The sequence below is a fragment of the Vibrio scophthalmi LMG 19158 genome (assembly GCF_000222585.1).
In the GTDB taxonomy this organism is placed as follows: Bacteria; Pseudomonadota; Gammaproteobacteria; order Enterobacterales; family Vibrionaceae; genus Vibrio; species Vibrio scophthalmi.
Genome location: NZ_AFWE01000184.1, coordinates 25,232 through 49,628 on the forward strand (window position 1 = coordinate 25,232; position 24,397 = coordinate 49,628).

23 protein-coding genes are annotated in these 24,397 nt (G+C 46.2%); 9 read left to right on the forward strand and 14 right to left on the reverse strand.

Going from position 1 to position 24,397, the window contains the following annotated elements:
- Window positions 1-138 precede the first annotated feature (138 nt).
- Window positions 139-1,530: an MATE family efflux transporter gene (locus RH88_RS15670; RefSeq protein WP_005597760.1), complete on the forward strand. Its 1,392-nt coding sequence runs from the start codon at window positions 139-141 to the stop codon at window positions 1,528-1,530.
- Between the two features lie 81 nt (window positions 1,531-1,611).
- Here RH88_RS15670 and RH88_RS15675 read toward each other — a convergent pair whose 3' ends face one another.
- Both RH88_RS15675 and RH88_RS15680 read right to left on the reverse strand, forming a co-directional pair.
- A complete protein-coding gene (locus RH88_RS15675) occupies window positions 1,612-2,229 on the reverse strand; it encodes an HAD family hydrolase (protein ID WP_005597761.1) in 618 nt (205 codons plus the stop codon).
- A 92-nt stretch (window positions 2,230-2,321) separates the two neighbouring features.
- Complete coding sequence (locus RH88_RS15680) at window positions 2,322-2,774, reverse strand: GNAT family N-acetyltransferase (protein ID WP_005597762.1); 453 nt, start codon at window positions 2,772-2,774, stop codon at window positions 2,322-2,324.
- Window positions 2,775-2,965: 191 nt separating this feature from the next.
- On the opposite strand from RH88_RS15680, the gene RH88_RS15685 reads away from it, so the two are divergent.
- Complete coding sequence (locus RH88_RS15685; protein ID WP_005597763.1) at window positions 2,966-3,397, forward strand: hypothetical protein; 432 nt, start codon at window positions 2,966-2,968, stop codon at window positions 3,395-3,397.
- Window positions 3,398-3,419: 22 nt separating this feature from the next.
- Here the strand turns inward: RH88_RS15685 and RH88_RS15690 are convergent, their stop codons facing one another.
- The gene (locus RH88_RS15690) at window positions 3,420-4,067 is read right to left on the reverse strand and encodes a MurR/RpiR family transcriptional regulator (protein ID WP_005597764.1); all 648 of its coding nucleotides are present in this window, start codon (window positions 4,065-4,067) and stop codon (window positions 3,420-3,422) included.
- Window positions 4,068-4,242: 175 nt separating this feature from the next.
- Here RH88_RS15690 and RH88_RS15695 point away from each other — a divergent pair, with 175 nt between their 5' ends.
- The 5 genes from RH88_RS15695 to manA all read left to right on the forward strand — a co-directional run bounded on the left by RH88_RS15695 (window position 4,243) and on the right by manA (window position 12,226).
- Complete coding sequence (locus tag RH88_RS15695; RefSeq protein WP_005597765.1) at window positions 4,243-5,646, forward strand: PTS fructose transporter subunit IIC; 1,404 nt, start codon at window positions 4,243-4,245, stop codon at window positions 5,644-5,646.
- A gap of 85 nt (window positions 5,647-5,731) precedes the next feature.
- The gene (locus RH88_RS15700) at window positions 5,732-8,422 is read left to right on the forward strand and encodes a glycoside hydrolase family 38 N-terminal domain-containing protein (protein WP_005597766.1); all 2,691 of its coding nucleotides are present in this window, start codon (window positions 5,732-5,734) and stop codon (window positions 8,420-8,422) included.
- A 24-nt stretch (window positions 8,423-8,446) separates the two neighbouring features.
- On the forward strand, window positions 8,447-10,153 hold the full coding sequence (locus RH88_RS15705; RefSeq protein WP_005597767.1) for an alpha-amylase family glycosyl hydrolase: 1,707 nt from the start codon (window positions 8,447-8,449) through the stop codon (window positions 10,151-10,153).
- 12 nt (window positions 10,154-10,165) lie between these two features.
- Window positions 10,166-10,768 carry a fructose PTS transporter subunit IIA gene (locus RH88_RS15710; RefSeq protein ID WP_005597768.1) on the forward strand — a complete coding sequence of 201 codons (603 nt, stop codon included), beginning with the start codon at window positions 10,166-10,168 and terminating at the stop codon, window positions 10,766-10,768.
- 264 nt (window positions 10,769-11,032) lie between these two features.
- On the forward strand, window positions 11,033-12,226 hold the full coding sequence (gene manA, locus RH88_RS15715) for a mannose-6-phosphate isomerase, class I (RefSeq protein ID WP_005597769.1): 1,194 nt from the start codon (window positions 11,033-11,035) through the stop codon (window positions 12,224-12,226).
- Between the two features lie 133 nt (window positions 12,227-12,359).
- On the opposite strand, the gene RH88_RS15720 is transcribed toward manA, so the two are convergent.
- The 8 genes from RH88_RS15720 to RH88_RS15755 all read right to left on the reverse strand — a co-directional run bounded on the left by RH88_RS15720 (window position 12,360) and on the right by RH88_RS15755 (window position 19,391).
- Complete coding sequence (locus RH88_RS15720) at window positions 12,360-13,496, reverse strand: iron-containing alcohol dehydrogenase (RefSeq protein ID WP_005597770.1); 1,137 nt, start codon at window positions 13,494-13,496, stop codon at window positions 12,360-12,362.
- A gap of 259 nt (window positions 13,497-13,755) precedes the next feature.
- Window positions 13,756-14,568, reverse strand: a complete 813-nt coding sequence (locus tag RH88_RS15725) for a hypothetical protein (protein ID WP_005597771.1) — start codon at window positions 14,566-14,568, stop codon at window positions 13,756-13,758.
- 132 nt (window positions 14,569-14,700) lie between these two features.
- On the reverse strand, window positions 14,701-15,024 hold the full coding sequence (locus RH88_RS15730; protein WP_005597772.1) for a cupin domain-containing protein: 324 nt from the start codon (window positions 15,022-15,024) through the stop codon (window positions 14,701-14,703).
- Entirely contained in the window at window positions 15,005-15,649 is a 645-nt protein-coding gene (locus RH88_RS15735) for an HAD family hydrolase (protein ID WP_005597773.1), read from the reverse strand. Before RH88_RS15735 ends, RH88_RS15730 begins: the two co-directional genes overlap by 20 nt.
- Window positions 15,646-15,990 (reverse strand): MazG nucleotide pyrophosphohydrolase domain-containing protein, encoded by a 345-nt coding sequence (locus RH88_RS15740; RefSeq protein WP_005597774.1) that lies wholly within the window; start codon window positions 15,988-15,990, stop codon window positions 15,646-15,648. The genes RH88_RS15735 and RH88_RS15740 overlap by 4 nt, the downstream gene beginning before the upstream one ends.
- Before the next feature lie 111 nt (window positions 15,991-16,101).
- Window positions 16,102-16,938 carry an arylamine N-acetyltransferase family protein gene (locus RH88_RS15745; RefSeq protein WP_005597775.1) on the reverse strand — a complete coding sequence of 279 codons (837 nt, stop codon included), beginning with the start codon at window positions 16,936-16,938 and terminating at the stop codon, window positions 16,102-16,104.
- A 9-nt stretch (window positions 16,939-16,947) separates the two neighbouring features.
- A complete protein-coding gene (locus tag RH88_RS15750; protein ID WP_005597776.1) occupies window positions 16,948-17,496 on the reverse strand; it encodes a flavodoxin family protein in 549 nt (182 codons plus the stop codon).
- 191 nt (window positions 17,497-17,687) lie between these two features.
- Complete coding sequence (locus RH88_RS15755; RefSeq protein ID WP_005597778.1) at window positions 17,688-19,391, reverse strand: leucine-rich repeat domain-containing protein; 1,704 nt, start codon at window positions 19,389-19,391, stop codon at window positions 17,688-17,690.
- A gap of 304 nt (window positions 19,392-19,695) precedes the next feature.
- On the opposite strand from RH88_RS15755, the gene RH88_RS15760 reads away from it, so the two are divergent.
- Window positions 19,696-20,199, forward strand: a complete 504-nt coding sequence (locus RH88_RS15760; protein ID WP_005597780.1) for a hypothetical protein — start codon at window positions 19,696-19,698, stop codon at window positions 20,197-20,199.
- Between the two features lie 54 nt (window positions 20,200-20,253).
- Window positions 20,254-20,964 (forward strand): lipoate--protein ligase family protein, encoded by a 711-nt coding sequence (locus RH88_RS15765; protein WP_005597782.1) that lies wholly within the window; start codon window positions 20,254-20,256, stop codon window positions 20,962-20,964.
- Window positions 20,965-21,044: 80 nt separating this feature from the next.
- On the opposite strand, the gene RH88_RS15770 is transcribed toward RH88_RS15765, so the two are convergent.
- The 3 genes from RH88_RS15770 to RH88_RS15780 all read right to left on the reverse strand — a co-directional run bounded on the left by RH88_RS15770 (window position 21,045) and on the right by RH88_RS15780 (window position 24,261).
- Window positions 21,045-22,283: a quaternary amine ABC transporter ATP-binding protein gene (locus tag RH88_RS15770; protein WP_005597784.1), complete on the reverse strand. Its 1,239-nt coding sequence runs from the start codon at window positions 22,281-22,283 to the stop codon at window positions 21,045-21,047.
- Window positions 22,276-23,175: an ABC transporter permease gene (locus tag RH88_RS15775; protein ID WP_005597786.1), complete on the reverse strand. Its 900-nt coding sequence runs from the start codon at window positions 23,173-23,175 to the stop codon at window positions 22,276-22,278. Before RH88_RS15775 ends, RH88_RS15770 begins: the two co-directional genes overlap by 8 nt.
- Window positions 23,176-23,271: 96 nt before the next feature.
- Entirely contained in the window at window positions 23,272-24,261 is a 990-nt protein-coding gene (locus tag RH88_RS15780; protein ID WP_040757997.1) for an ABC transporter substrate-binding protein, read from the reverse strand.
- Window positions 24,262-24,397: the final 136 nt, after the last annotated feature.

Here is a 24,397-nt window from a genome sequence, read left to right on the forward strand (position 1 = left end):
GCGAGGTAAGCGGGATTATTAGGCTTTACTCTCAATCATAAGCTGTTTATATTATCGCCGCCTAACGGGCACACCCTAAAATGCACACCCGCTATCCTGCCATCATTGGTGCATTTATATTGGTGTTGAAGAACCTCCATGCATACGACTCCTCGTCCTTTTTCTCGTTTTACTCGTGAATCGGGTGCTTTGATGCATCTGTCGATTCCTATTATTTTGACTCAAATTGCCACTCAAGCGATGGGCTTTGTCGATACGACAATGGCCGGCCAAGTGAGCCCGGCTGATTTGGCGGCAATCGCACTCGGTGCCAGTCTTTGGATACCGGTACTGCTACTGTTACGTGGTGTGATTATGGCGCTCACGCCCGTTGTTGCTTACCATCGTGGCGCGCGTGACTTTGACAGCATCTCAGTGGAATTTTTCCAGATGGTTTGGCTGGCCTTGATCGCCAGTGCCTTGCTTATTGCTTATCTGGTCAGTGCTCAGTCGATTCTAGAATGGATTGGTGTTGCTTCTGAAATCATCCCGATCGCCAGTGATTATGCTTTCGCTCTTGCTTTTGGTGTTCCGGGGATTGCGCTTTTCTATACCCTAAATGGTTTCTGTGAAGGGATGAACAATACCAAGGCTCCGATGATCATTTCGATGATTGGTTTATTGGTTAATATCCCTGTTAACTACGTGCTGATTTACGGCCATTTTGGTTTCCCTGAAATGGGCGCGGTGGGTTGTGGTTGGGCGACCAGTTTGGTTTATTGGCTAATGTCAGGTTTGCTCTTCAGTTACATCAAAGCGCATCATCACTATAAAACCATCATTCGTTTTTCCGATGCAAAACCAAGAGCTGCAGCGATGTATCATCTGCTCAAACTTGGCTTACCGATTGGCATGAACATCGCCATCTGTGGCAGCATTTTTGCCGTTATCGCGCTGCTTATTGGCCGTATTGGTGCTGAAAACGTCGCCGCCGCGCAGATCGCGCTTAACATCTCTAGTATGACCTATGTGATCCCGATGAGCATCTCGTTTGGCATCACCATCCGTGTTGGTTATGCTCTGGGTGAAGGCGATGAACTGGGCGCGATTGATCGCAGTAAAATAGGCATCATTGTTTCAGCTTTAGTGTCACTTATTTCGGTGGCGACTTTCTTGCTGTTTCCGGAATGGATTATTCGCCTCTACACCAGTGACCCGGTTATCAGCGCTACGGCGGCAACGCTGCTTGCGATGACTGCATTGTACCAATTTAGTGATGCGCTACAACTTGGTGCGAACGGCGCACTACGTGGTTATAAAGACACCAAGATCCCGATGTTTTTGGCCGTCGCTTCCTATTGGGGGCTGGCTTTGCCACTGGGCGTGGTGTTAGGGCTGACAGATATCATCGTGCCTGCAATGGGCGAGAAGGGCTTCTGGGTGGGCATTTTGACCGGTTTAACCGTGGCCGCTGTGTTGATGTTACTGCGTTTGCGTTACGTGATTAAAAGCCGTTCGTCATTGCCAGAAAATGCCATTCCGGTCACTTAAGAAACCAAAGATATTAGCAGAGAAAAGCGCGTTATTGTTTTATAGCAGTAACGCGCTTTTTTGATCGGAATGTGTCAGTGATTAGAAACGCAGACCGAGCGTTTTTAACGTCTGCTCACATTGGCTTGAATTTTCAAACTGAATGCCTGCCATGCCAACCGCTTCAGCACCGGCGACATTGTAGGGCATATCATCAATAAACACGGTTTCAGAGGCTTCAAGCGCAAACTGCGCCAGTAATGCTTGATAGATTTCAGGCTGTGGTTTTAATAGAGCGACCTCAGCCGAGACGATCGCGCCGTCAAATAACGGCCAAAATGTGTAGGTTGATTTCAGATGGGAAACGATTTCATGGACGTTATCGGTGAGTGCATACACGCGATAGCCAGCGGATTTTATTCGCTTGATAAGATCCACTGATCCATAGATAAGTAACTGAGTTTGCTTTACGTAGTAGAACAGGCGTTCGCATTCAAGAGCGGACAATCCTAGCGATTGCTGATACTGGCTTGCCGCTTCGCTCTCTGATATAAGCCCTTTATTGAGTTTTAACCATGTTTCAGATTGGAAAATAGCTCTTGCTTGGTCTTCAAGGCCATCAATATCACCAAAAGTCAGCCGAGCAATTTCTAGCGGCGCCCATCGGACAACCACATTACCAATGTCGAAAACCACGTTGTGAATCTTGTGAGACGCCATTATTACTCCCTTGTTTGTGCCTTTCGGTATGTTGCATGGATCTGAGTTAAGAGGTTACATCATCTGGCGTTTTGAAATGCCGTTCAACGTCTTTATTTTACAAACTCAACCGCTAAGCACAGTTCTATTTCGCGCCCTGCGACCAGAGCACCGGTGAGTTCAAAACCGCAGCTTTGATAAAATGCGATCGGGCTATTTTCCCCCGCGACCACGCTGGTAAATAGCTCAGAAATACCAAACTCACGTTGCAAGGCGTTAGTGAGAGCACTTATCGCAAGACGCCCATAGCCTTTGCCTTGTTGTGATTGGTCGAGCATCAGTCGCCATAAAGAGAATTTTCCTGTCGTAGTATCGGCATCCACGAGGATAAATCCGACCGGTTGATTATTTGCGTAGATTGCTCTGAACCAAGCAAACGGCATGAAGTTCGCTTCGGCTAATGAGATGGCATTGCTATCAACCTGAGTAACCTGCTCAGGCGAAACTTCAAGCTGACAGATTGCATAGAAGTTATCGAGTGTAATTGGTCTTAACTCTATGTTCATGTGGCTGAATTCTCGTTGAAAAATTTTAATATAGAGCAAATAACAATCAACGTGAAGTGTCCGAGGCACCAACTGAAGATTAAGAAACCCTTAAATTTTGAATCAATGTGGTCAAGATCACAGCAGAGGATTTGTAGGCGGAGCTGAGGTTGGTAGGATGTTGAGTATGACATGTATCTTTAGGGACAAAGATGAAGAAAGGAATCGTTGTTGGTCTAACTTTGGGTATTGGCGTTGTGATGATGGTGGCGAGTAAATATAAGGTATTGGGGTTGGGCAATGCGGCCGCTTTTCCGAAATTACCTGATACCCCCGGCTTTGCCGTGTCGACTGAGTTTGATGGTGAATGGGCTGGAAGACGAATCGATGTTTCTAAAAACTGGATCTGCGATAACACAACCATAACCGGAACGGTGGTCGATGGGTTTGCTCATCTAACGTTAACGTACAATGGTACGTCACTGAAAGGGTGGATTGATGAGCAAGGCACGTTAACGCTGTATGCGAGCAATGAACGCTGGGATTATCGCTTCAAAGCCACCGCTTCGGGCAATCAAATACAAGGTGACTGGTTTCTTACCAATGGTCCATGCAAAGGCTCTTGGTATGTTGAGCGAAGTTGATTTGTGCTACACGCCTAACCTTCTAATCTTCCAACAACGCTCTACCAATCACATCGATGGTCTTCAAAATCTGAATCTGCGATTCGCGGCTGTAGGGTGAAATACCGTCAACTTGCTCTTCCAAATCTAAGTTGGTATTGGCGATCGCCGCCAGTGTCGAGCCAACATGGCTGATCGCCAAAACCTTCAAACCTTTGCGCTTAGCGTTGTGCGCCATATCGACCACCGCTTGCGTCTCGCCAGATTTACTGACTAACACTAAGGTGCCTTTTTCTGCTCGTGCGAGCTGGTGAATATCGCTGATCACTAAGTGTGGAATATTGGCCAGCGATAAAAAGCGCGATAGATAAGTCACGCTAACAATCGATGCGCCGCGTGAGTAGAGATAAACCACCGGCGATGCGTTGAGTACCTGTGCTACTTGTGAAATACGTTGTGATTGCGACGCTTCCTCTTCGCCCACGACTGTCTGCTTTCTCAGATCTTGCACCAGCTTGTAGCGCAGTTCGGTATAGCTGGCGTAGCCCATTTTCTTACAGACACGATTAACCGATGTTGTGGTGGTTAAGGCTTTATTGGCAATGGTTTTGGCCGCGATTTCGTGCAGCTCATTGGCATGAGTGATGAGGTATTCGTAGATCGCTCGTTCAATGCCTTTAAAGGTGTTCATCCAAGGTACTTATTTAGAAAATGGCTAGGGCGCTATTAGGCGTGAAAATGGCGCGATTTTCCTTGATGAAGTTCACAAAAGTATCGTCATACATGGCTTGTACGAGGAAACAGTATCTTGATACATAACCGGAAAATATACTGCGCTAGTCAAATAAATATAACGGTGAAAAACCATGGCAAAGAAAAAGATAGTTGCAGTGACCGCTTGCCCTACAGGCATTGCACACACCTTTATGGCGGCGAAGAAAATTCAAAGCTGGGCCGAGAAACACGGCTATGAAGTGAAAGTAGAAACCCAAGGCAGTGATGGGGTTAAAAACAAATTAACCGCGCATGATATTGCGACAGCGGATGGTGTGGTTTTAGCCATCGATGTGCCAATCATGGATATGGAACGTTTCGACAATGCCAATCCAATGAAAGTACGCACCCAAGAGCTGATCAAACGTGTCGATGAGCTGCTACCGAATGTGTTCAATTTAGGCAAAGAGAAGAGCGAAGGCGGCCCGCAAGTGGTCGAAGAAAAACGCTCTGCTTACCAAGTGGCGATTGGTCATATCATGACCGGTATCAGTTACATGCTGCCAGTGGTGGTACTGGGTGGCCTATTGATGGCGGTGGCGAAAATCACTGGCGAATTCATCGATATCTCTGGTACGCCAATTCAAACTCTCGATAAGCTTGGTTTCATGACCATCAAGTTTATGTACCCAATTTTCGCGGCGTACCTAGCTTATTCAATTGCTGGTAAACCGGCGTTAATCCCGGCCTTTATTGGCGGCATCATGAGTGATGAAGTGTATAAACGCTTCTTCGATCTTGAAGGTTGGGCACCATCGGGCTTCTTTGGTGCGATTGCGATCGGCTTCTTAGTCGGTTACCTAGTTCGTTATCTTAACGATACCATCAAGGTGAAAACCGAGCTGACCACGCTGAAAACCATGTTGCTTGTTCCGGCAATTACCGGTGTTGTGATGGTGCTGACAATGGAATACGCCATCAACCCATTCTTTGGCGCGTTGAACATTGCCATGATCGATCTATTCACTCAAGCGGGTGATGCTGGTCGCGGTATCTACTCAATGGTTATCGCAGCTGGTACGGCTTTTGACTTGGGTGGCCCAATCAACAAAGCCGCGGGTTCGGTCGCGCTTGGCCTAAACGGCATGGGCGAAGGCTTTGACTTGCTGGCTCGTGAGTTGGGTATTGTTATTCCACCAATCGGTGTGGGTATTGCGGCGCTGCTTGATGGCAAATTCCGTAAACCAGTGTTCTCGAACGAAGAGCGCACCGTAGGTAAAACATCGCTCATGCTGGGTATGATCGGTATTTCAGAAGGGGCAATTCCATTCATTCTGAAGAACCCGAAAATGATCCCAATTATGATGCTGGGTGCCATCCTTGGTACTCAAGTGGGCGTACTACTCAACGTATGGCAAAGCCTACCATTGCCAGCGGTTTGGGGTTGGTTCCTCTCTTCTGATCCTATTAGCTACATCATCTCTGTCGCTATCGGTTCTGGCTTTATTGCAGTGGCACTGCTGCTGTGTACTAAGCCTGACAACGCAAACGCATAACACGTCACTTGGGGCGAGCTACTCGCCCCAAAATCATCGAAATAAGTCACAGACCAAATAGTCATCGTAATAAAGAGAGTTTCCCATGGCGAAAGTACATGTCATTCCGCACACTCACTGGGATCGTGAGTGGTATTTTACCCAGCAAGACAGTGACGTGCTTGCCACTTATAACTTCACTAAAGTGATCGAAACGCTAGAGAACCAAGCGAGCTACAGTTGCTACCACCTTGATGGTCAATCGGCGATTGTAGAAGATTACTTAAAAGTGCTACCGCACATGCGTGAGCGTCTTGGCAAGCTGATCAGCGATAAAAAGTTGTTTGTTGGCCCTTGGTACACGCAGACGGACACTTACAACGTTGGCGCTGAATCAATCATCCGTAACTTAAAATACGGCATGCACATCGCTGAAGAACTAGGCCACAGCATGAGGGTGGGTTACCTGCCAGATACCTTTGGCCACAACGCGCAAATGCCGACGCTGTTTAAAGGTATGGGGATTGATAACATCATTTTTTGGCGTGGTATCGATTACGATCAGCAAGTGCAAAAATCGCATTTCCATTGGCAGTCCGCTGGTGATGACACCATTTACGCTTACAACCTTGTGCATGGCTATGGCGCGGCGAAAAACATCGTGCCGGATGCGGATCATTTGGATAAGAAAATCTTCCCAATGATTGAGAAGATAAAGTCACTATCGGGCCTAGATGAAGTATTGATCCCATCGGGCGGCGACCAAGTGAATATCGACCCGAACCTGCCAGCAACGCTTTCTGCGGCAACAGAGCGATCGCCTGCGAAAGATATCTATACCATCTCGTCGATGGAGAATTTCGTTAACTATCTACGCCATAACAGCGAAGAATTTGAAACCTACCGTGGTGAATTTAAAGCGCCGCGTTATACCCGTATTCACAAAACCATCGGTTCGGTGCGCTACGACATCAAAAAGCTCAATTTTGAAATTGAACAGTTCTTGGTGAAAAAGCTTGAAGTGGTAATTGCGATTGCAAAAGCGCAGGGTATCACCGTCCATACGGAACTGGTGGATATGGCATGGAAGAAGATTTTAGAGTGTCATGCTCACGATAGTATTGGTGGCTGTAACAGCGATGCGACCAATGCCGATATTATGCACCGTTTAAAACAGGCAGAAGAGATCTGCCATGGCTTGTATAACTTGGTGGTGAAAGAGATCGCCAGTAATGCATGCCAAGATAACGAAGTGATGATCTTCAACTCACGCCCAAGCTCATACTCTGGTGTGGTGCAAGTGGTGGCTTTCTCTAAGTATGAGCAGATTACGCTATGTGATGGTGAGCAATCACTAACATGCGAAATCATCCGCCGTGAACGTTTAGATGGCGGCAAGATGATTGAAGTGACCAAAGATGGTGAGCGTGAAGTGGATGTACCGCCGTATTACCGCTTTGAGCTGAATGTTATCGTGAGTGACTTACCAGCACTTGGCTATCAGGTGTTTCAGGTGCAAGCAAGTGACGCTGTCACTAAAATGCAGTGTGTAGAGCAAAATCCAACAGCGAAAGAAGCTCAAATTGAAAGCGAGTCACTTGCCGTGCGTTTTGTTAATGGTCACTTGAGCCTTGAAGATAAAGCATCGGGTCGCGTTATCAATCAACTGTTGAGCTTTGAAGAACAGGCCGATGACGGTGACTCTTACGATTTCTCGCCGTTGGCTGGTGACATGCCGCTGGTGTGCCGCGAGATGACGTGTCTATCCGTGCTGCAAGGTGAGCTAGAACAGCGCATGACACTGCGCGCAGAATTGGCGGTGCCGCACAATCTAGAGTCGCGTATTGCGGGAGAGAAAGCTGCGCTGGCGAGCTTTGATATTGAGCTAAAACTTATCCATGGCGATCAGCAATTACATGTTGATATCACGACGGTTAACCAAGTGTGCGATCACCGCGTGCGTGTAGTGATTAACTCAGATGTGAATACCCAACAGTCATTAAGTACTCAGCCATTTGCATTAATGGCACGCCCAATTGCCCCTGTCGTAGAAGGGTGGCGTGAGCGCTTCCGTGAATGTCCAATTGATATTGAAACCACCGATGGTGCGGTGGCAATTGCTGAAGCTGGCAAGGCGATGATCATCAATGGACGCGGCATCAAAGAGTTCCAAATTTTGCCCGCTAATAATGCCACTGATGCAGAAGCAGGTGATAAGACGAACGCGATTGCTCTGACGCTGTTTAAAGCGACGGGTCGCTTAGGCAAAGATGATCTGCTTTGGCGTCCAGGCCGCGCTTCGGGCATCAACAATACCGTGGTTTACACCCCGGATGCACAGTTGCAAAAATCGATGACGTTTAGCTTTTCGATTGCGCTGACGGCTGATGCGAGTCACCAAACCGTGCGCTGTACAGAACAAGCGTTTCTCGATGCGCCATTTAGTTATCAAAAACAAGTACTCAACAGTTTTGAAAATCGTTTAGAGCGTTTCCAAGTGCGTTTTGATTCACGCCAAGTTGCCAAGCGTTTTGGCTTGTTTGAACTGCATCAAGCGCTTCAGCTATCCAGTATTGGTCATTCGTTCTATCACAATAATGCAGTGATTGTGCGCCTTTACAACCCAACAGAGCAGGCAGTGCAATTGGATATCACACCATTTGCTCATTTTGCTGAGATAGAGCGTGTTAATCATCGTGAGCAAAGTCTTGAACAACCCTTTGAACAAGAAATTGCTCAACAGTGGCAAGTGAAGCCGAATAACAGCATCGATTTACGAATCAGTTTTAAAATTTAGGTCGCAGGTTAGGAATAATAAGAAATGATAAGAGAACAAATCTATACCAAAGTGGCTGCTCTTTACTGCGATGAAAATGGCGATAAAGCACAAGCAGAATCGATTACCGAAGATATTCTAGCGCTGATTGAAAAGTGGCGTGGCAGCGCGCCTCAGTACCCTCAGTGGGTGGATCAAACCACTTCATATCTGATTACTTACGGCGACAGCTTTAGCCGTCAAGGCGAGCCGACGCTGCAAACCATGAAGTGCTTTGCCGATAAGTATCTTAAAGATGCGATCAGCAATATCCATATTCTGCCAATGTTCCCCTACACCTCAGACGACGGTTTTAGTGTGGTTGATTACCGCAAGGTTGATGAGAATTTGGGCGATTGGACGGAGCTCAATGCGCTGGCGGATAACTTTGATTTGATGTACGACTGCGTGATCAACCATATCTCGAAAAGCAGTGATTGGTTCCAAGGCTTTTTAGCTGGCGACGAAGCATATCAAGATTACTTTGTTGTCTCTGATCCTGCGCTTGATTACTCAAGCGTGACACGTCCACGCGCTTTGCCTTTGCTGACGCCATTTACCAAAGCCAGCGGCGAAACGGCGCATGTGTGGACGACCTTCTCAGATGACCAAATTGATATCAACTTCCGTTCGCCAAAGGTGTTGCTGGAAAGTATCGATATTTTGCTGATGTACGCGGCGAACGGTGGTCGTTCGGTTCGCTTGGATGCGATTGGTTTTATTTGGAAAGTGTTGAATACCAGCTGTATTCACCTGCCAGAGGCGCACGAGATCATCAAACTATGGCGTATTGTGCTAGATGAAGTGATGCCGGGTAGCTTGCTAATAACGGAAACCAACGTGCCGCACAAAGAGAACATCTCTTACTTTGGTGATGGCGATGAAGCGCACATGGTGTACCAGTTCCCGCTACCGCCATTAACGTTGCATGCCTTCCTATGCCAAGACAGCCAAGTGTTGACCGAGTGGGCTAAAGGCTTAACCGCAGAAGCGATGGCATCGTTGCAAGAAGGCCGTAAAACGACTTACTTTAACTTCCTGGCTAGCCATGATGGTATTGGTGTGCGTCCTACCGAAGGCATCTTAACCAATGATGACCGTCAAATGATGTGCGAGCAGGTAGAGCGCAAAGGTGGCCGAGTTAATTACAAAGACAACGGTGATGGCACGCAATCGCCATACGAGTTGAACATCAACTATTTGAGTGCGATTACTGAGCCGGAAGACGATGTTGCGACCAAGGCCGATAAGTTCTTAGCGGCGCAAGCGATTTTGTTGTCGTTTGTGGGTGTTCCAGCGGTTTATTACCATAGCTTGCTCGGCAGTGAGAACGATGTGCAAGGTATGGTGGAGTCAGGCATTAATCGCCGCATTAACCGTGAAAAATTTGAACTTGAGAACCTAGAAGCTGAATTGGCAGAATCTGGCTCGCTGCGTAACCGCATTTACACTGAAATGGTGCGTTTATTGGCCCTGCGTAAGCAGCAAACCGCCTTTGCTCCAACGTCCATGCAACAGGTACTTGAGTTATCCCCGCAGCTATTTGGTTTGCAACGTGGCGAGGGTGAAGAGAGCATTCGATTTGTGGTCAATCTGTTGGCGACAACGCAAGAGGTATCACTCTTGGCTGGTGGGCGTGATCTTATTTCGGGTCACGAGTTTGCCGCGCAATTTACTCTAAACCCATATCAATTTGTTTGGCTAGCGAACTAACAGGAGCCGATGATGAAATTAGCACAACTTACTTCTCCAGATTTGATCATGCTTGATGCGGTATTTACAGACCGTTTTTCTGCGATTAACGCGTTGACCGACCGAATTGATCAAGCGGGTAAACTGACCAACCGTCAGCAGTTTTTAGACGCCGTGTTATTGCGTGAAGAAGAAGGCCCAACGGCACTAGGTGAATACCTTGCTGTACCACATGGCAAGTCTATTGCGGTGAAAGAGCCGGTGTTTGCTTGCGCATTGGTTAAAGAAGAGCTGCAGTGGCAAGGCTTAGATGGCGATGAGCCAGTGAATATGATCTTCTTATTGGCGATTCCGCCAGCAGAAGCTGGTTCAACGCATATGGCAGTACTGACCACGCTGACTTCATCGCTAGTGGAAGATGATTTTCGCGAAGCGCTGCTCAAAGCCAACACGGCTGATGAAGTGATGGCGCTGTTTGGGGAAGGTGAAGAAGAGGACGAGCAAGCCGATATCGTCCAAGAGGAGATTGAGGAAACCGCGCAGCCTGAGATGGCACGAGACATCAGTGCACAAGCTTACCCTATGGTACTCGGGGCTGGCTTACTCGCTTCTGCGATTTTGTTCTTATTACTCTAACTATTAGTAGATAATCAATTAATGCTGAGGTGATCTCAGCATTAGTTGAAATATTGCGCGAAAATAGAGCGAATTTAACGCAGATTATTTCTCGTCAATCAGTGTGGTATTTCAGCGACCGCTATTCTGGTTGTGTTGATATAAGCGGCGTGGATGGAAAGTAATATTATGCATCCTCGCCACATATCATTGGCATAACTCTCTCCCCAAAGCGTTATCTCGAGTGCTGAAATCATCTCAAACGAATCTAAAGAGAGCCTCTTCATGAGTCATGCTTTATACAAACTTGATAATGTTATTCAAAACTACATCTGGGGTAGTCAAACGGCGATCACCGAGTTGTTTGGTATTGGCAACCCAGATCATCAACCCCAAGCGGAAATTTGGATGGGTGCGCACCCAAATGGTTGCTCAAAAATTGCCAGTAACGGCATGCTACTGTCTGATCTCATCGCGCAAGATCCAGTCTCGGTATTAGGCGATTACACGGTTGAACGTTTTGGCGATCTACCGTATTTGTTTAAGGTGTTATCGGCAGACAAACCGTTGTCAGTTCAGGTTCATCCAAGCCGCAGTAAAGCGATCCAAGGCTATCAAAAAGAAAACTCGCAAGGTATTGAACTGGCGGCAGGCAATCGTAACTACAAAGATGCCAACCATAAACCGGAACTGGTTTATGCATTAACCTTCTACAAAGCGATGAACGGCTTTCGACCAATCAATGATATTGTGGCGCTGTTTAATCAAGCCAATATAGAAATGCTGCGCAGTGAGATTGATGCGCTGCAAGACAGACCAAGTGCGGCAGGTCTGCGAGCGTTTTTTTCTGTGGTGATGAACTTATCTGGCGAGCAAAAAAAACAAGCGCTGAGCGAGCTTCATCAAGCCATTGAGAGTAAAGCGAAAACCAGCAAAGCGCGTGAAGCGTTTGCCTTAATTGCTGAGTTTAGCCACGAGTACGCTGATGATATTGGTTTGTTCTCGCCATTAATGCTTAATGTCGTTGAGCTGGAGCCGGGTGAGGCGATGTTTCTTCATGCTGAAACCCCGCACGCGTATGTGAAAGGGACGGGGCTTGAAATTATGGCCAACTCTGACAACGTACTGCGCGCAGGTTTAACACCTAAGCATATGGATGTAGCGGAGCTGATTGATAATACCAAGTTTGTGTCGGTCGATCCTACGCAGATCAAACTGACCCCGTACCAAATGGAAAACAAAATCGGTTACCCAATTCCTGTCGATGACTTTGCTTTTGAAGTGTTGAAAGCAGACATCGAAGAGAAAGCCCAATATGTGCGCGGCGCTGAGATTCTATTCTGTGTCGAAGGGGAAGTGACGGTGCGGGATAACCACGAATCGGTGACGCTAAAAGCTGGTGAATCGGTGTTTGTTTGTAGCAGCGCTAAGGTGTATCACTATCAAGGTGTCGGCACCCTAGCTCGCGCATTTAACTAGTTATTCTTATCTTTAATTTTGCATAGCAGCTCGCCCATGGCGGGCTGTTTTTTTATCTACAGCTATTGTGCAATGGCAACAAAAAAGCCTCTGCTTGGCAGAGGCTTGATTAGCACTTTATTCTCGCTTTTGCTTAACCAAAGTAAGCGCGACGGTAGATCTCTTTTACATCCTCAGCTGTTGGCGTACCTGGGTTGGTCAGGGTGCAAGGGTCGTCAAACGCGTTTTGGCTCATACGATCAAGCACGGCAAGGAAGGCTTCTTCGCTGATCTCAACTTCAGTGATTTCTTTGAAGGTAAGTGGGATGTCCAGTTTGGCATTCAGCGCACGTAGTTCGTTTTCGATGCTTTCTAAGCCTAAGTAGCGCTCAATTTCCGCGTATTTATCGGTTGATTGCTTGTTGTATTCGATGATGTACGGCATCAAAATCGCGTTAGCAAGACCATGGGTTACGCCAAATTCACCACCAATTTTGTGTGCAAGCGAGTGAACTAGGCCTAGAGAGACGTTAGAAAATGCCATACCCGCAAGTGTGGAAGCATTGTGCATGTTGTCACGCGCGACCATGTCATCGCCATGTTTGTAAGCCGTTTCAATGTTCTCAAATACCAACTTAACCGCACGCATTGCCAGTGGGTCGGAGTAGTCGTTAGCAACCGTTGAGGCGAAGGCTTCGAGTGCGTGGGCCATGACATCCATACCGGTATTCGCCGTAATATGTGGTGGCATTTTTGCAGGTAGAGCCGGATCGATGATCGCCACATCAGGCACGATATGCGCTGAAACAATTGGGTATTTGATGTGGTTTTCTAAATCGGTGATCACCGAGAATGCAGTGATTTCAGAGGCTGTGCCGCTGGTGGATGGAATCGCGACAAATTTGGCTTTAGTGCGTAGCGCGGGCATTGAACCGACCGGAATAATATCGGCAAAATCAAGCTGTGGATGTTCGTAGAAACACCACATGATTTTCGCCGCATCAAGTGCTGAACCGCCGCCAATCGCAATAATCCAATCTGGTTCAAAGTCACGCATCGCTTGTGCGCCTTTGACTACAGTTTGCACGGATGGGTTCGGCTCTACCCCGTCAAATACCAAAGAGTCAATTCCCGCTTCGCCCAGTAATTGCTGAGTTTGGGCAATGAAACCAAACTTTTTCATTGAGCTTCCGCCTGTCACGATGACGGCTTTCTTACCTTGCAGAGTTTTCAACGCTTCCATTGCGTTTTCTCCAAAGTAGATGCTTTCAGGGATCTTAAACATGTTCATGTGATGCTTCCTAGAGTCAAAATAATAAAACAAACTGCGGAAATATTACCGTTAAGTGTTGCGTTAAATTTGATCAGCATCATGGAGCGATTAGGCTCGAATTTGCCTTAGCGTTTTACGTACGGTTTTAGGAGTGTACTGACAAAAATGATGAAACGAAGTGCAACGCGCTGAGTTTATTTCGGCGCAAAAGACCTATTTACTCAACTGTTATAAATGCTAATTATTGTTACAAGATATTGATTATTATCTGTTTAACTCAAGGGTTTGAGTTTGATTTTTCTGCTAATGTATGGGCGAACTCTCTCAGTACACGCGCGTTGTCGCCATCCTCTGCATTCCCGCAAACCTTGGCTCGGTAAGTGGTTTCCGGATTGGAATAGATGGGCAAGATTTCATTTTCGTAGCTCATTACGGTGCCAGCGGTTCCACATTTGTAAGCACGAGCATAAGGCTTTAAGTGATGTTGTAGGTCGGGGGATGTCGTCGATTGGAGCCACTTACCCAAATTGGGAATGGGGTGACCTTCCAAGTGCTCAGCCCAAGCGAGATGGCCAAGTTCGTGCTCTAAGGTAAATAGCGAACTATGCATTGTCAGAGCAAAAAATTGCTGGCTGAGGTTCGTCTCAGTCATCCCTGAGAAACCCGTAATGTCCTGATACTTTTTCTCTAAGACGAGCCCGTAGTATTGGTTAGGCATTGGAAACAATTGATGCAAATTGTCGGTGTTGAGGCGGTTTTCGAGTTCGCGATGGATAGTGTACATGTCATGAATATTGTCTTTGTCGATCTCGACATAAGTGATGGTACCGAGAGATCGCGTCATCGGAATGCAGGAATTGGTTAGAATGAGATTGGATTGTTTGATAGAGCGAGTAAAAAAGTCGCTGACTTCTTGCTTATTTGATTGCTCAAGCACGTCATTGTCGACAAAAAAATGCACTTCTGTATCGACGATCGGTTGTGTGTCGCATGATGGGAGTACCAAGCCTTCAGAGTTTGGTTTGGTGGCCATTGAGATAACCGTAACGGCCCCCAGTGCTGCAACAACCAATAAGGTTTTCTTATTCATACTTAATGCGCCATCAATCCATGAGAGCATCTTATGTTATGCAATTGGCTGTCTCATATCGAGGGAAGCGCTGTTAAAAATCAACGTGAATCGAGAGATCCATCGCAACATCCATCGCAACATCAAATAATCTTAGAGAACATCGGGATAAAATATCGCGAGCCACACGGTGGGTTCATCGGCAGCGGTCTCAATCACGCGATGTTTTTGCTGCGCAGGAATATTGAGATAGTCGCCATGCTGCAAATGAAACACTTGGCCATCATCATATTCAATCACGCCAAAGCCTGATAACACCACCACCCATTCATGTTCCGCTTGATCATACCAGCCTTGTTCCGGCGAGGTGTGCCCATGAGAAATAATACGTTCAATCCGCACGCCTGCGGTATTGATGATCTCTTCAAAGACTTCCGTAGGTAATGAGGTAGGAATATTACTCAATAGATTGTTCATGGGTTTTCCTTGCATGAGAAAGGCCATCAGTGGATGCGATCTTGCGCCATTGAAAGTATTTTTCATCGGCAAGATTTAACATCGGGAGATCTTCATAAGTATCGCCATAGGCATAAATTCGGCTGTAGGTGGCTAAATCTAACGTCTGTTTAATTGCCGCGACTTTATTGTTTAAACTGCAATCGCCATACAGATAGCGGCCCGTATATCGGCCTTGTTTTTCTTCTAGGGTGCTGCATAACAGCTTCAATCCATGTTGTTGGCACCAGATGGCAAGGTACGGGCTTAGAGAGGCTGAAACGACGTAGATTTCGTCCCCTTGTTGTTGATGCCAGCAGATTTTCTCTAATGCTTGTGGGCGAATGACGCTGGGTAAATAGTCGCGAACAAATCGTACGGCAAGGGCGTCGACTTCGGTTGTTTTACGGCCGCCAAAGGCCATTTTTGATAATACTGGACGGGTGTATCGCGCCGGTAGTAAGCCAAGTTTGTATAAAGCGATGACGGGGGAGGTGAGCAAACCACCCCAAATAATCCGCCGCTTAGACGTGGCGTAGAATAGAAATTCGGTATAGACATCTTGATGAGTGATGGTGCCATCAAAATCAAACAGCGCGAGATTCATGGCGCTGTTTTACCATTTTGGGCGGGTTGCCAAGTGCGTTGCTTGTTTTTGACTTCTTTGGCTAAAAAGGCTTGTTCAAGATCGATATCGTAACGATTAGCGATGGAGCACAGATAGATGAAGATGTCTGACAGCTCATCCCCAATTTCGCCCACTTTTGCATTCGGGTCGATGGCGATGCCTTCTGTTTTGCGTATCGCTTGAAACAACTCCCCAATTTCTTCACCCAGTAATAAACACTTTTCTAAAACCGATTGGTCAGCGAAATTGCGTTCCACTTCTAACTCAGCAACATAGTGCTGAAAATCGGCCAAAGTTGGACTTGGTTTTAGATCGGGCATTGGGCTTCCTTAAAAATCAACGATTGACGGTGGTCAGAGCCTATAGCGTATCGATTTAAAGTGAACAATGCTACCGACGTGAGCAACTCCCAACGTCGGTTAGCACCGCTGTTAAGCTTTCGAGGCGAGGTAATTCAATTGGTGATTAAACAGTTGCTGAGCCTCCTGTTCACTAAAGCCAAGCTGGAAAGTATCGCTCAATAGCTGATGCAAGTGGGACGCGCTGGTGATGCTTTCAACATATTGCTCGCCCAGCTCATCATTGTAGCGATGAATGTCTAGGTTTTTGATCAAGTGACGCTGAGCATGGGTGATCTTGGAGATCACCAAATTATGATAAAAGCCGCTGTTTGGACTCTGTGATGCGTAGAAATGGCCAATGTCACAATCCATTTCGGTGACTTCACTCAAGTCGAAGCGATACAGCGCTTGCCAGTGATCTACTTGCCAAATCTCAAGCCGAAAGTTTTGTGGACCTTGCTGCTGGAGTCGAAATTGTTGGGTTAAATGGCTAAAGCTATGGGGTTTTAGTGGAATGGCCATGCGCGGCGTTTGTACACCAAAGCCGACGTCAACCAGATATTGAATGCCATCGATTTCCACCAATGTTATGCGATGGGTTCGGCCGTTTTGTTCATTGCCATTTAATAATACACGCGCTAACAAAGGACGCACGTTGAAACCAAGCTCGGCCAGAAGAATTTGAAAGAGCTTGTTATGTTCATAACAGTATCCGCCTCGCTGCTGTTCGACTAAACGCTGAAAGACATTATCAGGATCCAAACTTAACTCTTTTTTGAGTAATACGTTGGCACTGCAAAAGGGCAGATGCTCAAGATGATGCGCGACTAATTGGTTGATCAAAGTTAATTCTGATGAGCCTGCGTTGAGTGCAGTGGTGATACCACTATCGATAACATAACGATCAATAAAGTGTTGTGTAGTCATTGGTGACCTTTAAATAGAAGTGATTGATGTAGCGTTGTTGCATGGTCGCTTGGCGGCATCGAGTTGCTGAGCAAATTCCAATAAGGCATTGCTATCGATATTGGCTTGGCCTGATGAAAAATCACCATGTAAGTTACCTTGGTAACTCATATCATAATAGCGGTATATTTTTGCAAAAATGCTTTCAAAGATGGGACAAACTTCGGCCTGAGCGGAGCTACTAATAATGAATCCACGTTTATTCGCCAGCGCACGCGCTTTGGGTTTTAGATGACTCACATCCAATAGCTCGGTCATACGATCCATGAAAGCTTTCATTTGCGCGGTTGGGCAGTGCCAATAGATTGGTGAGGCAAAAATGATATTGTCGGCGCTTAGTAGTGTTTCCACGAGGGGGTAAAAATCATCTTGTGGGTATTGATTAGCATAGTTGTAGGGGGTGATGCTCAGTTCATCGAGGTTGATGACCTTTAAGCTAACCTGTTGTGCTAATGCTTGTACCACTTGTGCGGTATTGCCTTGTTTGTTAGCGCTGGAGAAGAGAACCACACTGCTCATAAAGATGTCCTTTTTTTTAGGTTTGAAATCACAATGTCGTCACTGTAAAACCTCAACCTAACTTCAGGTAAAGCACTTTTTGCGGTGGTAGTTATCGCGCCAAGAATACACATGGGCCACAAAGCAAATGAAGGTATTGCTCTTGCAGCTAATACCTTCATTCTGTGGTGGTGATAAAGTCGCGTCTTTAATTATCGACAATCATATTTGATGAGCGACTGTAGCTTCTCGTTGCTTAGCACGCTGGTGATCTTGGTGGTTGTGGGTACGTAGTACAAACAGATCTCCTTTAAGTTTGGCACCTTGCGAATAATTAGAGTTTCAAGTGGCGCTTGGAATATCTGAATTTTTTCCAACGCAGGCATATCTTCGAGTGTTAAGTGGCGTAGATCGGAATGGACAACCTTAATCTTAGTCAGTTTTGGTGACTGTTGCATCTTGAGTTCAGGTGCACTTACATCGTTGAGTTCTAGCTCTGTAAGGCTAGGTTGTGGTGCGATGGTGAGCGTTTCTAACTCGTTTAAACTCTTAAGCTCAAGATCATTGAGTTTGGGTAAGGTCGGTATAGTGAGCGATTTGACCTTGCTGGAAGTAAGATAGACGGTTTCGAGTGCGGAATTACTTGGCCATTTCAGAGTGTCCAGATTGTAGATATTGGCACTGAGATGTTTAAGATCTTCTAAGGTCGATAGATCCAATAGGCCATCATCAAATTCAGCAGTGAGTTCCAGTAATTCGAGGCTATTGTATTGGCTAAAGTCACCACTTTCGGCGACGTTACCATTCGTATTGCAATATATTTCCGTGATCTCTGCAATGTAGGGGAGTTGTTCTCCTGCGGAAACGCAATAATAGAGATGGGTGTTTTTAGCAAACTGATCTTCAACTTTAGCCAATGGATTATTGCCTAAAGAATAAGAGGTAATGCTGGGAATGAGCTGAAAATCAAACGATGTCAGTTGGTTATTATCCAAACCTAACACCGAAATAAAATTGGGTTGTGCGTACTGTATGGTTTTAAGTTGGTTTTCTTCTAGATACAGATTAGTCAACGCTGGTAACGTTCGCCCGTCAAACGAGGTGATTTGGTTATTGTTAGCATCTAAGTAGTGCAATGCCGGTAGATTAGTGACTGTTAGTTCCGAGAGTTTGTTGTCGGATAACCTGACTTCAGTAAGATTTGGCATGTCAGCTAACGTCAGTGATTTTAGCCCGGTTTTTACGACCTCTACGTTTTCTAATTGATGGCTGTTGTTGAGTGACAGAGACTCTAAACCGGGAGTTTGAATAAAGAGTCTAGTCAATGCAGGCAAATCAAGATCGAGTTTTAGCTTTGCGGGTAAACTGTGATCTTTTTCAGTATCGATTATGCCCAAATCACGTAACTTCTGGTGTTGTAGTGACAGAGTAAAATCGCCTTTAATCGGCGTACCGATAAAGGACAAGTCTTCAAGGCTAGGTAACTGCTTTTCAAACGTCGCAGGCGTGATATCGGTTTTTGTTAGATTATCACCGTCGAGCGTTAAATAGGTAAGGTCAGGCAGCGTACCGAAAGTAAGAGATTCAAGCCCCTTTTTTGATAGCTGCGCCCATACCTCAAGGTGCTGCAATTTTTGGTTGGTGCTGACATCCAGTTGGGAAAGTAAGTTGCTGTTAAGATCTAGGTAGTTTAATTGCGGGAAATACTCAATTTCATCAGCACTTTCAATATCCATACTCGAGCATTCAAGGCGAGTAACTTGATCTAATTCTTCAATGCCTAAATCTAAGACACATTTTTCAAAATTGTCATCAGAAAAACGAATATCAGAGACTTTCTCAGGAGGAGTACACCCGGCGAGGCCTGCTAACATCGAGAATCCAATGGCGATTTTACCTAGTTTATATTTCAACATAACGATTTTGCTAACTCACTACTTATGATGTGTACGATCCATATCTCGTCAGCATACTATGTTGTTTGCATACATTTCACTCTGTTAGTGATCAAATTTAGTTATCGCGAGTACATAAAAATCAGCAAAAGTAATATTCGTTAATCGCTTAGTTAGGAATTGCGTAATTAGCAATACGTTGAGTTTTGAATGGATGTTTAGCGCCGTGTCGCTCTAGAGCCATATAACCTTATTACTTCCCCTCTTTTATCTAGGCCCAAATGGGTCTACTATTTCGCTAGTCAACAAGCTGAATGAAATCACAATGAACGCTCAAAATACCTCAACCATGACTTGCGCAGAGAACGATGCGTTGAAACAAATCATTGCCGCTTACGATGGCGAAATTTATGGCATTGCTTTTTTTGAATACTTTGCCGCAAATTATGCCGATCCATCGCGACTCGCATTGTGGCAAACCTTGATTGAAGTCGAGACATTAACCGCGCAACAACTGCAAGTTGGCTTGACGGAGTTAGAGGCTAAATTTGTGATTAACAGCAGCGAAATGCAGCAAAAAGGAGTTAAAGATGCGCAAAAATGGATTGATCTTGCTTGGCCAAAGTTGACCGAAACGCTGCTGCCTTGGATTGCGCCTTATGAAGAGAAATACCGAGATTGGGCGTACCTTGCGGCAAGTCATCACTCACTATTTGCGTTGATTGCTGATCATGAAACTGCTATTTATCAATGTTGGCAGCACGAGCAAAGTGGTCAATCGGGTATTCCGATTTTACAGGCATTTTTGCAGCAGTACCGCGCAAGTTAGCCTCTTTACTCCTTCGAAGTTGCCCGCTTTATTGGTTACGGTAGGTTTATGATCATGACACATTCTTCATCAGCGCAGCGCAATAAATTGATTCGTTACCCTTCTATCGAAGCGGATGTCTTGTTTGCTAAAGAAGCAGATCTGATTGCACAGGTACAAGCTGGTATCCTCGATCAAGTGCTGTTACTTTGGCAGGCGAAAAGCCCAACCTTAGTCTTGCCCGCAGGTAAGAAGTGGCCAATCAGTGTCGAATTAACTGAGGCACTGGCTGAATCTGGCTGGCAACTTACCGCGCGGAAAACCGGTGGCGCGCCCGTCCCGCAATTGCCAGGCATCATTAATCTGTCGCATATTTACCAATGGCCACAAGATACGCCATACGACATCAAATCAGCGTACTTAAAACTGTGTGATGTACTCACCGATTTCTTTGCCCAGTTAGGCGTGTCGGTTGACGTGCATGATACTCAGGGATCTTATTGCGACGGGCAGTACAACCTTAATATTGCAGGGCAAAAAGTGGTTGGTACCGCGCAGCGTGTATTACTAAAGAAGGGCGGCGGGCAAGTGATTCTTTCGCAGGCATGTATCATTATTGATGCTGACGTCGATCAGATCGTTGAGCCAGTGATTTTGTGTAATCATATTTGCCAGCATGATACGCAGATCAAAGCGTCTGTGCATACACCGCTGTATGACCATATAACTGAGCGCCCATCGGTCGATCAGCTTTTTCAGCGGTTAACCAGTGCTTTTTTGGCTTAATGGTGATTGGGTTGTAAAGAGAGAGCGCCAGCTTAGGCTGACGCTCGTTATTTAGAGACTGTTTACACGGATGGACGGAGTTAGCTGGCTTTTTCTGCCGAGGGCTCTAGAGCGCTTTCATCACTGACAGTCGTTGATATTGTTTCTGAAAACAAATCCGCCACCGCACTTCGTTCTAGCTCACCTTTTAAATTGCCCTCTTCATCGACCACGGGTAGTGAGTAATCACTGGAGATGGTCTCAGTCAGAACCGTTTCAATGACCGCATCAGGCGAAATCGATGGTACCGGTTCATAAGTGACATCACTCAGCTCATCGATACTTGGCTCTTTGGCTGCATCAATCAATCCTTCTTTGGTGATTAGGCCTTGGTAGCCATCGTCAGTAACGTGGTAGCCATAATCTTGCTTTGACTTCTTCATTTGACTAAGGGCTTCTTCAATCGTTGAAGCGGTAATGCGTAGCGCTGGTTTTTGCATCACAGTTTCAACGGTTAGCGCACGGGCACGGTTGACGTCTTTAACGAAGGCTTCTACGTAGTCATCTGCCGGATTAAGCAAGATATCATCTGGGGTACCTTGCTGAACCAGCACACCATCTTTTAAGATTGCGATGCGATCACCGATGCGCAGTGCTTCATCTAAATCGTGGGTAATGAAGATAATTGTCTTGTGTAGTGTCTCTTGTAATTCAATTAGCTGATCTTGCATTTCACTCCGGATCAATGGGTCAAGCGCTGAAAAAGCTTCATCCATCAACAGAATTTCCGCATCAGTTGAAAGTGCGCGTGCTAAACCAACACGCTGCTGCTGACCACCAGATAACTGGGCAGGGTACTGTTTTTCATACCCTTTAAGACCAACGGTTTCGAGCCATTCAGTTGCGCGTTGAACACGCTCTTCTTTCTCAATCCCTTGGATTTCTAGACCATACGCGACGTTATCCAGCACGGTACGGTGCGGTAACAGACCAAAGCGTTGGAATACCATCGACATTTTATGACGGCGAAACTGCTCTAATTCGTCTTTCGACAGCTTCATCACATCAATACCTTCAACCAAAATCTGTCCTTCAGTTGGGTCAATTAAGCGGTTGAAGTGGCGAATAAGGGTCGATTTTCCTGAGCCAGACAAGCCCATGATAACGAAGATCTCACCTTGTTTAATGCTGAGGTTGATGTCTTTCAAACCCACCGTATGACCGGTATTTTTGAGAATATCATCTTTGCTATCGCCACGTTTTACTTGCTCCATTACCGAGCGAGGATTACGGCCAAATACCTTGTATAAACCGCTAATTTCAATCAATGCATCAGTCATGTTTTAAATCCCCTAAGTGAGCTTGAGTTCGTTTGGCGTACGCTTGAGATGCACGATCAAACAAGATGGCTAGGGCAACAATGGCAAAGCCGTTAAGAAGACCAAGGGTGAAATATTGGTTGGTGATCGATTTTAGTACCGGCTGGCCAAGGCCTTTCACCCCAATCATTGAGGCGATAACGACCATTGAGAGCGCCATCATAATGGTTTGGTTGATACCGGCCATAATGGTGGGCATTGCCAAAGGTAATTGAACACCAAGCAGTCGCTGTTTGCTGCTTGCACCAAAGGCAGTGGCGGCTTCCAGTACTTCTTTATCGACCAAACGGATGCCTAAATTGGTTAGGCGGATCACAGGTGGGATTGCGTAAATAACAACCGCAATTAACCCTGGAATCTTACCAATACCTAATAACATGACGACAGGGATCAAGTAGACGAAGGCTGGCATGGTTTGCATTACATCCAGCATGGGTGTCACGATTGACTGTACGCGGTTTGAACGGGCCATCGCAATACCAATCGGGATACCGAGCACGATTGCTAACATGGTACAGACTGTGATGATACTCAGCGTGCGCATGGTGTCGTCCCACATGCCGAAATAACCAATCAGCATGAGTGATGCAGCACAGCCCACGACCAATTTCCAAGAGCGGCTCGCGGCGTAAACTAACGCGCAGCAACCCGCGAGAACCAGAAACCATGGGGCAGAGAGAAGCAGTTTTTCAAACCACACTAAAAAAGAAAGCAGTGGGTCAAAAATGGATTCGATGAGGTCACCATATTCGCGTGAAAAGTCACGATAGGCACCATCTAAAGTTTTGCGAATGGCTCGAAGATCGGCGCGTTCCATTGCGGGAAACTCGCTGAGCCAGCTAGTGTCAGACATGTTAATTTCCTTATCAATACTGAAGCGGCTCCTGCCGCTTCAGAACTACAGATGTGTTACTACAGAAGTGCGATTAGTCTGCGGTACTAGAGGAGGTTAGATGGCGTCCGCGACTTTGTCTGCAACCGCTTTTGGTAGCCATTGCTGCCAAATCTCAGGTGACGTTTCTAAGAAATGGAACATGGTATCTTCGCCACTGGCTTGGTTGTCTTCCATCCATGCTAATAGTTGGTTCATTTGCGCGTTAGTGAAGCCACGTTTGTTTAAATACTCTTGTACTTCAGGAGCACGAGAGGCGAACGCTTCCGTCACAATGGTATGCACTGGCGATGGCGGGTACATCGTGGTTTTAGGATCTTCACAGCCGTCACGTGAGATACAGTTTAAGTATTCGTCTGTATCCACGCCGCTACCGAAATCGACTTTAACCATATCAAACTTACCGAGAATCGCGGTCGGTGCCCAGTAGTAACCGAACCATGCTTCTTCACGGGTATAGGCTTTGGCTAATGAGCCAGAAAGACCGGCACTCGAACCTGGGTCAACGACAGTAAAGCCTGCTTGGTCGAGCTCCATGGCATTAAATAAGTTACCGGCACTGATCTGACAGTTCCAACCGGCTGGACAGCTATAAAATGCACTGGTATCGGGATCTTCTGGGTGTTCAAACAGTTTCGCGTGTTTTTTCACCCCTTCGATGGTGGCCATTTCAGGGTACTGCTTCACAAGGTAAGCGGGAACCCAAAAACCTTCTTCACCACCTTCGACCAATGCTTTGCCTGCATAGCGTAGACGCTTATCGGCAACACCACGATCAAGGGCTTCTTTGAGACTGTTGCTCCACATTTCAGGGGCAATATCGGGCTGACCTTTCTCTATCATTGAGGTGCCCGTTGGCATCGTGTCACCTGGGATCAGTTCGGCATTGCAGCCGTAGCCTTCATTTAAAATGAATTGATCAAGGTTGGCTAGAAAGCTGGCTGAACTCCAGTTCATCTCGGCGATGGTGACGTTACCACACTCGTCTGCTGAGGCTTGAGTAGCGGTTAAACCCGCCAAAATAAGAGTGGCTAATTTTAGTTTCATTTCGATTTCCATTCTAATGAGTACTCCATAAGGTTATCGAAATATTTATTAGAGTTCAAACTATTGTTAAAGTGCGTATTTGCCAAATTATCTCGCTTAGATGGGCTGCATCCCCCGAAATATAAGCGATAAGAGT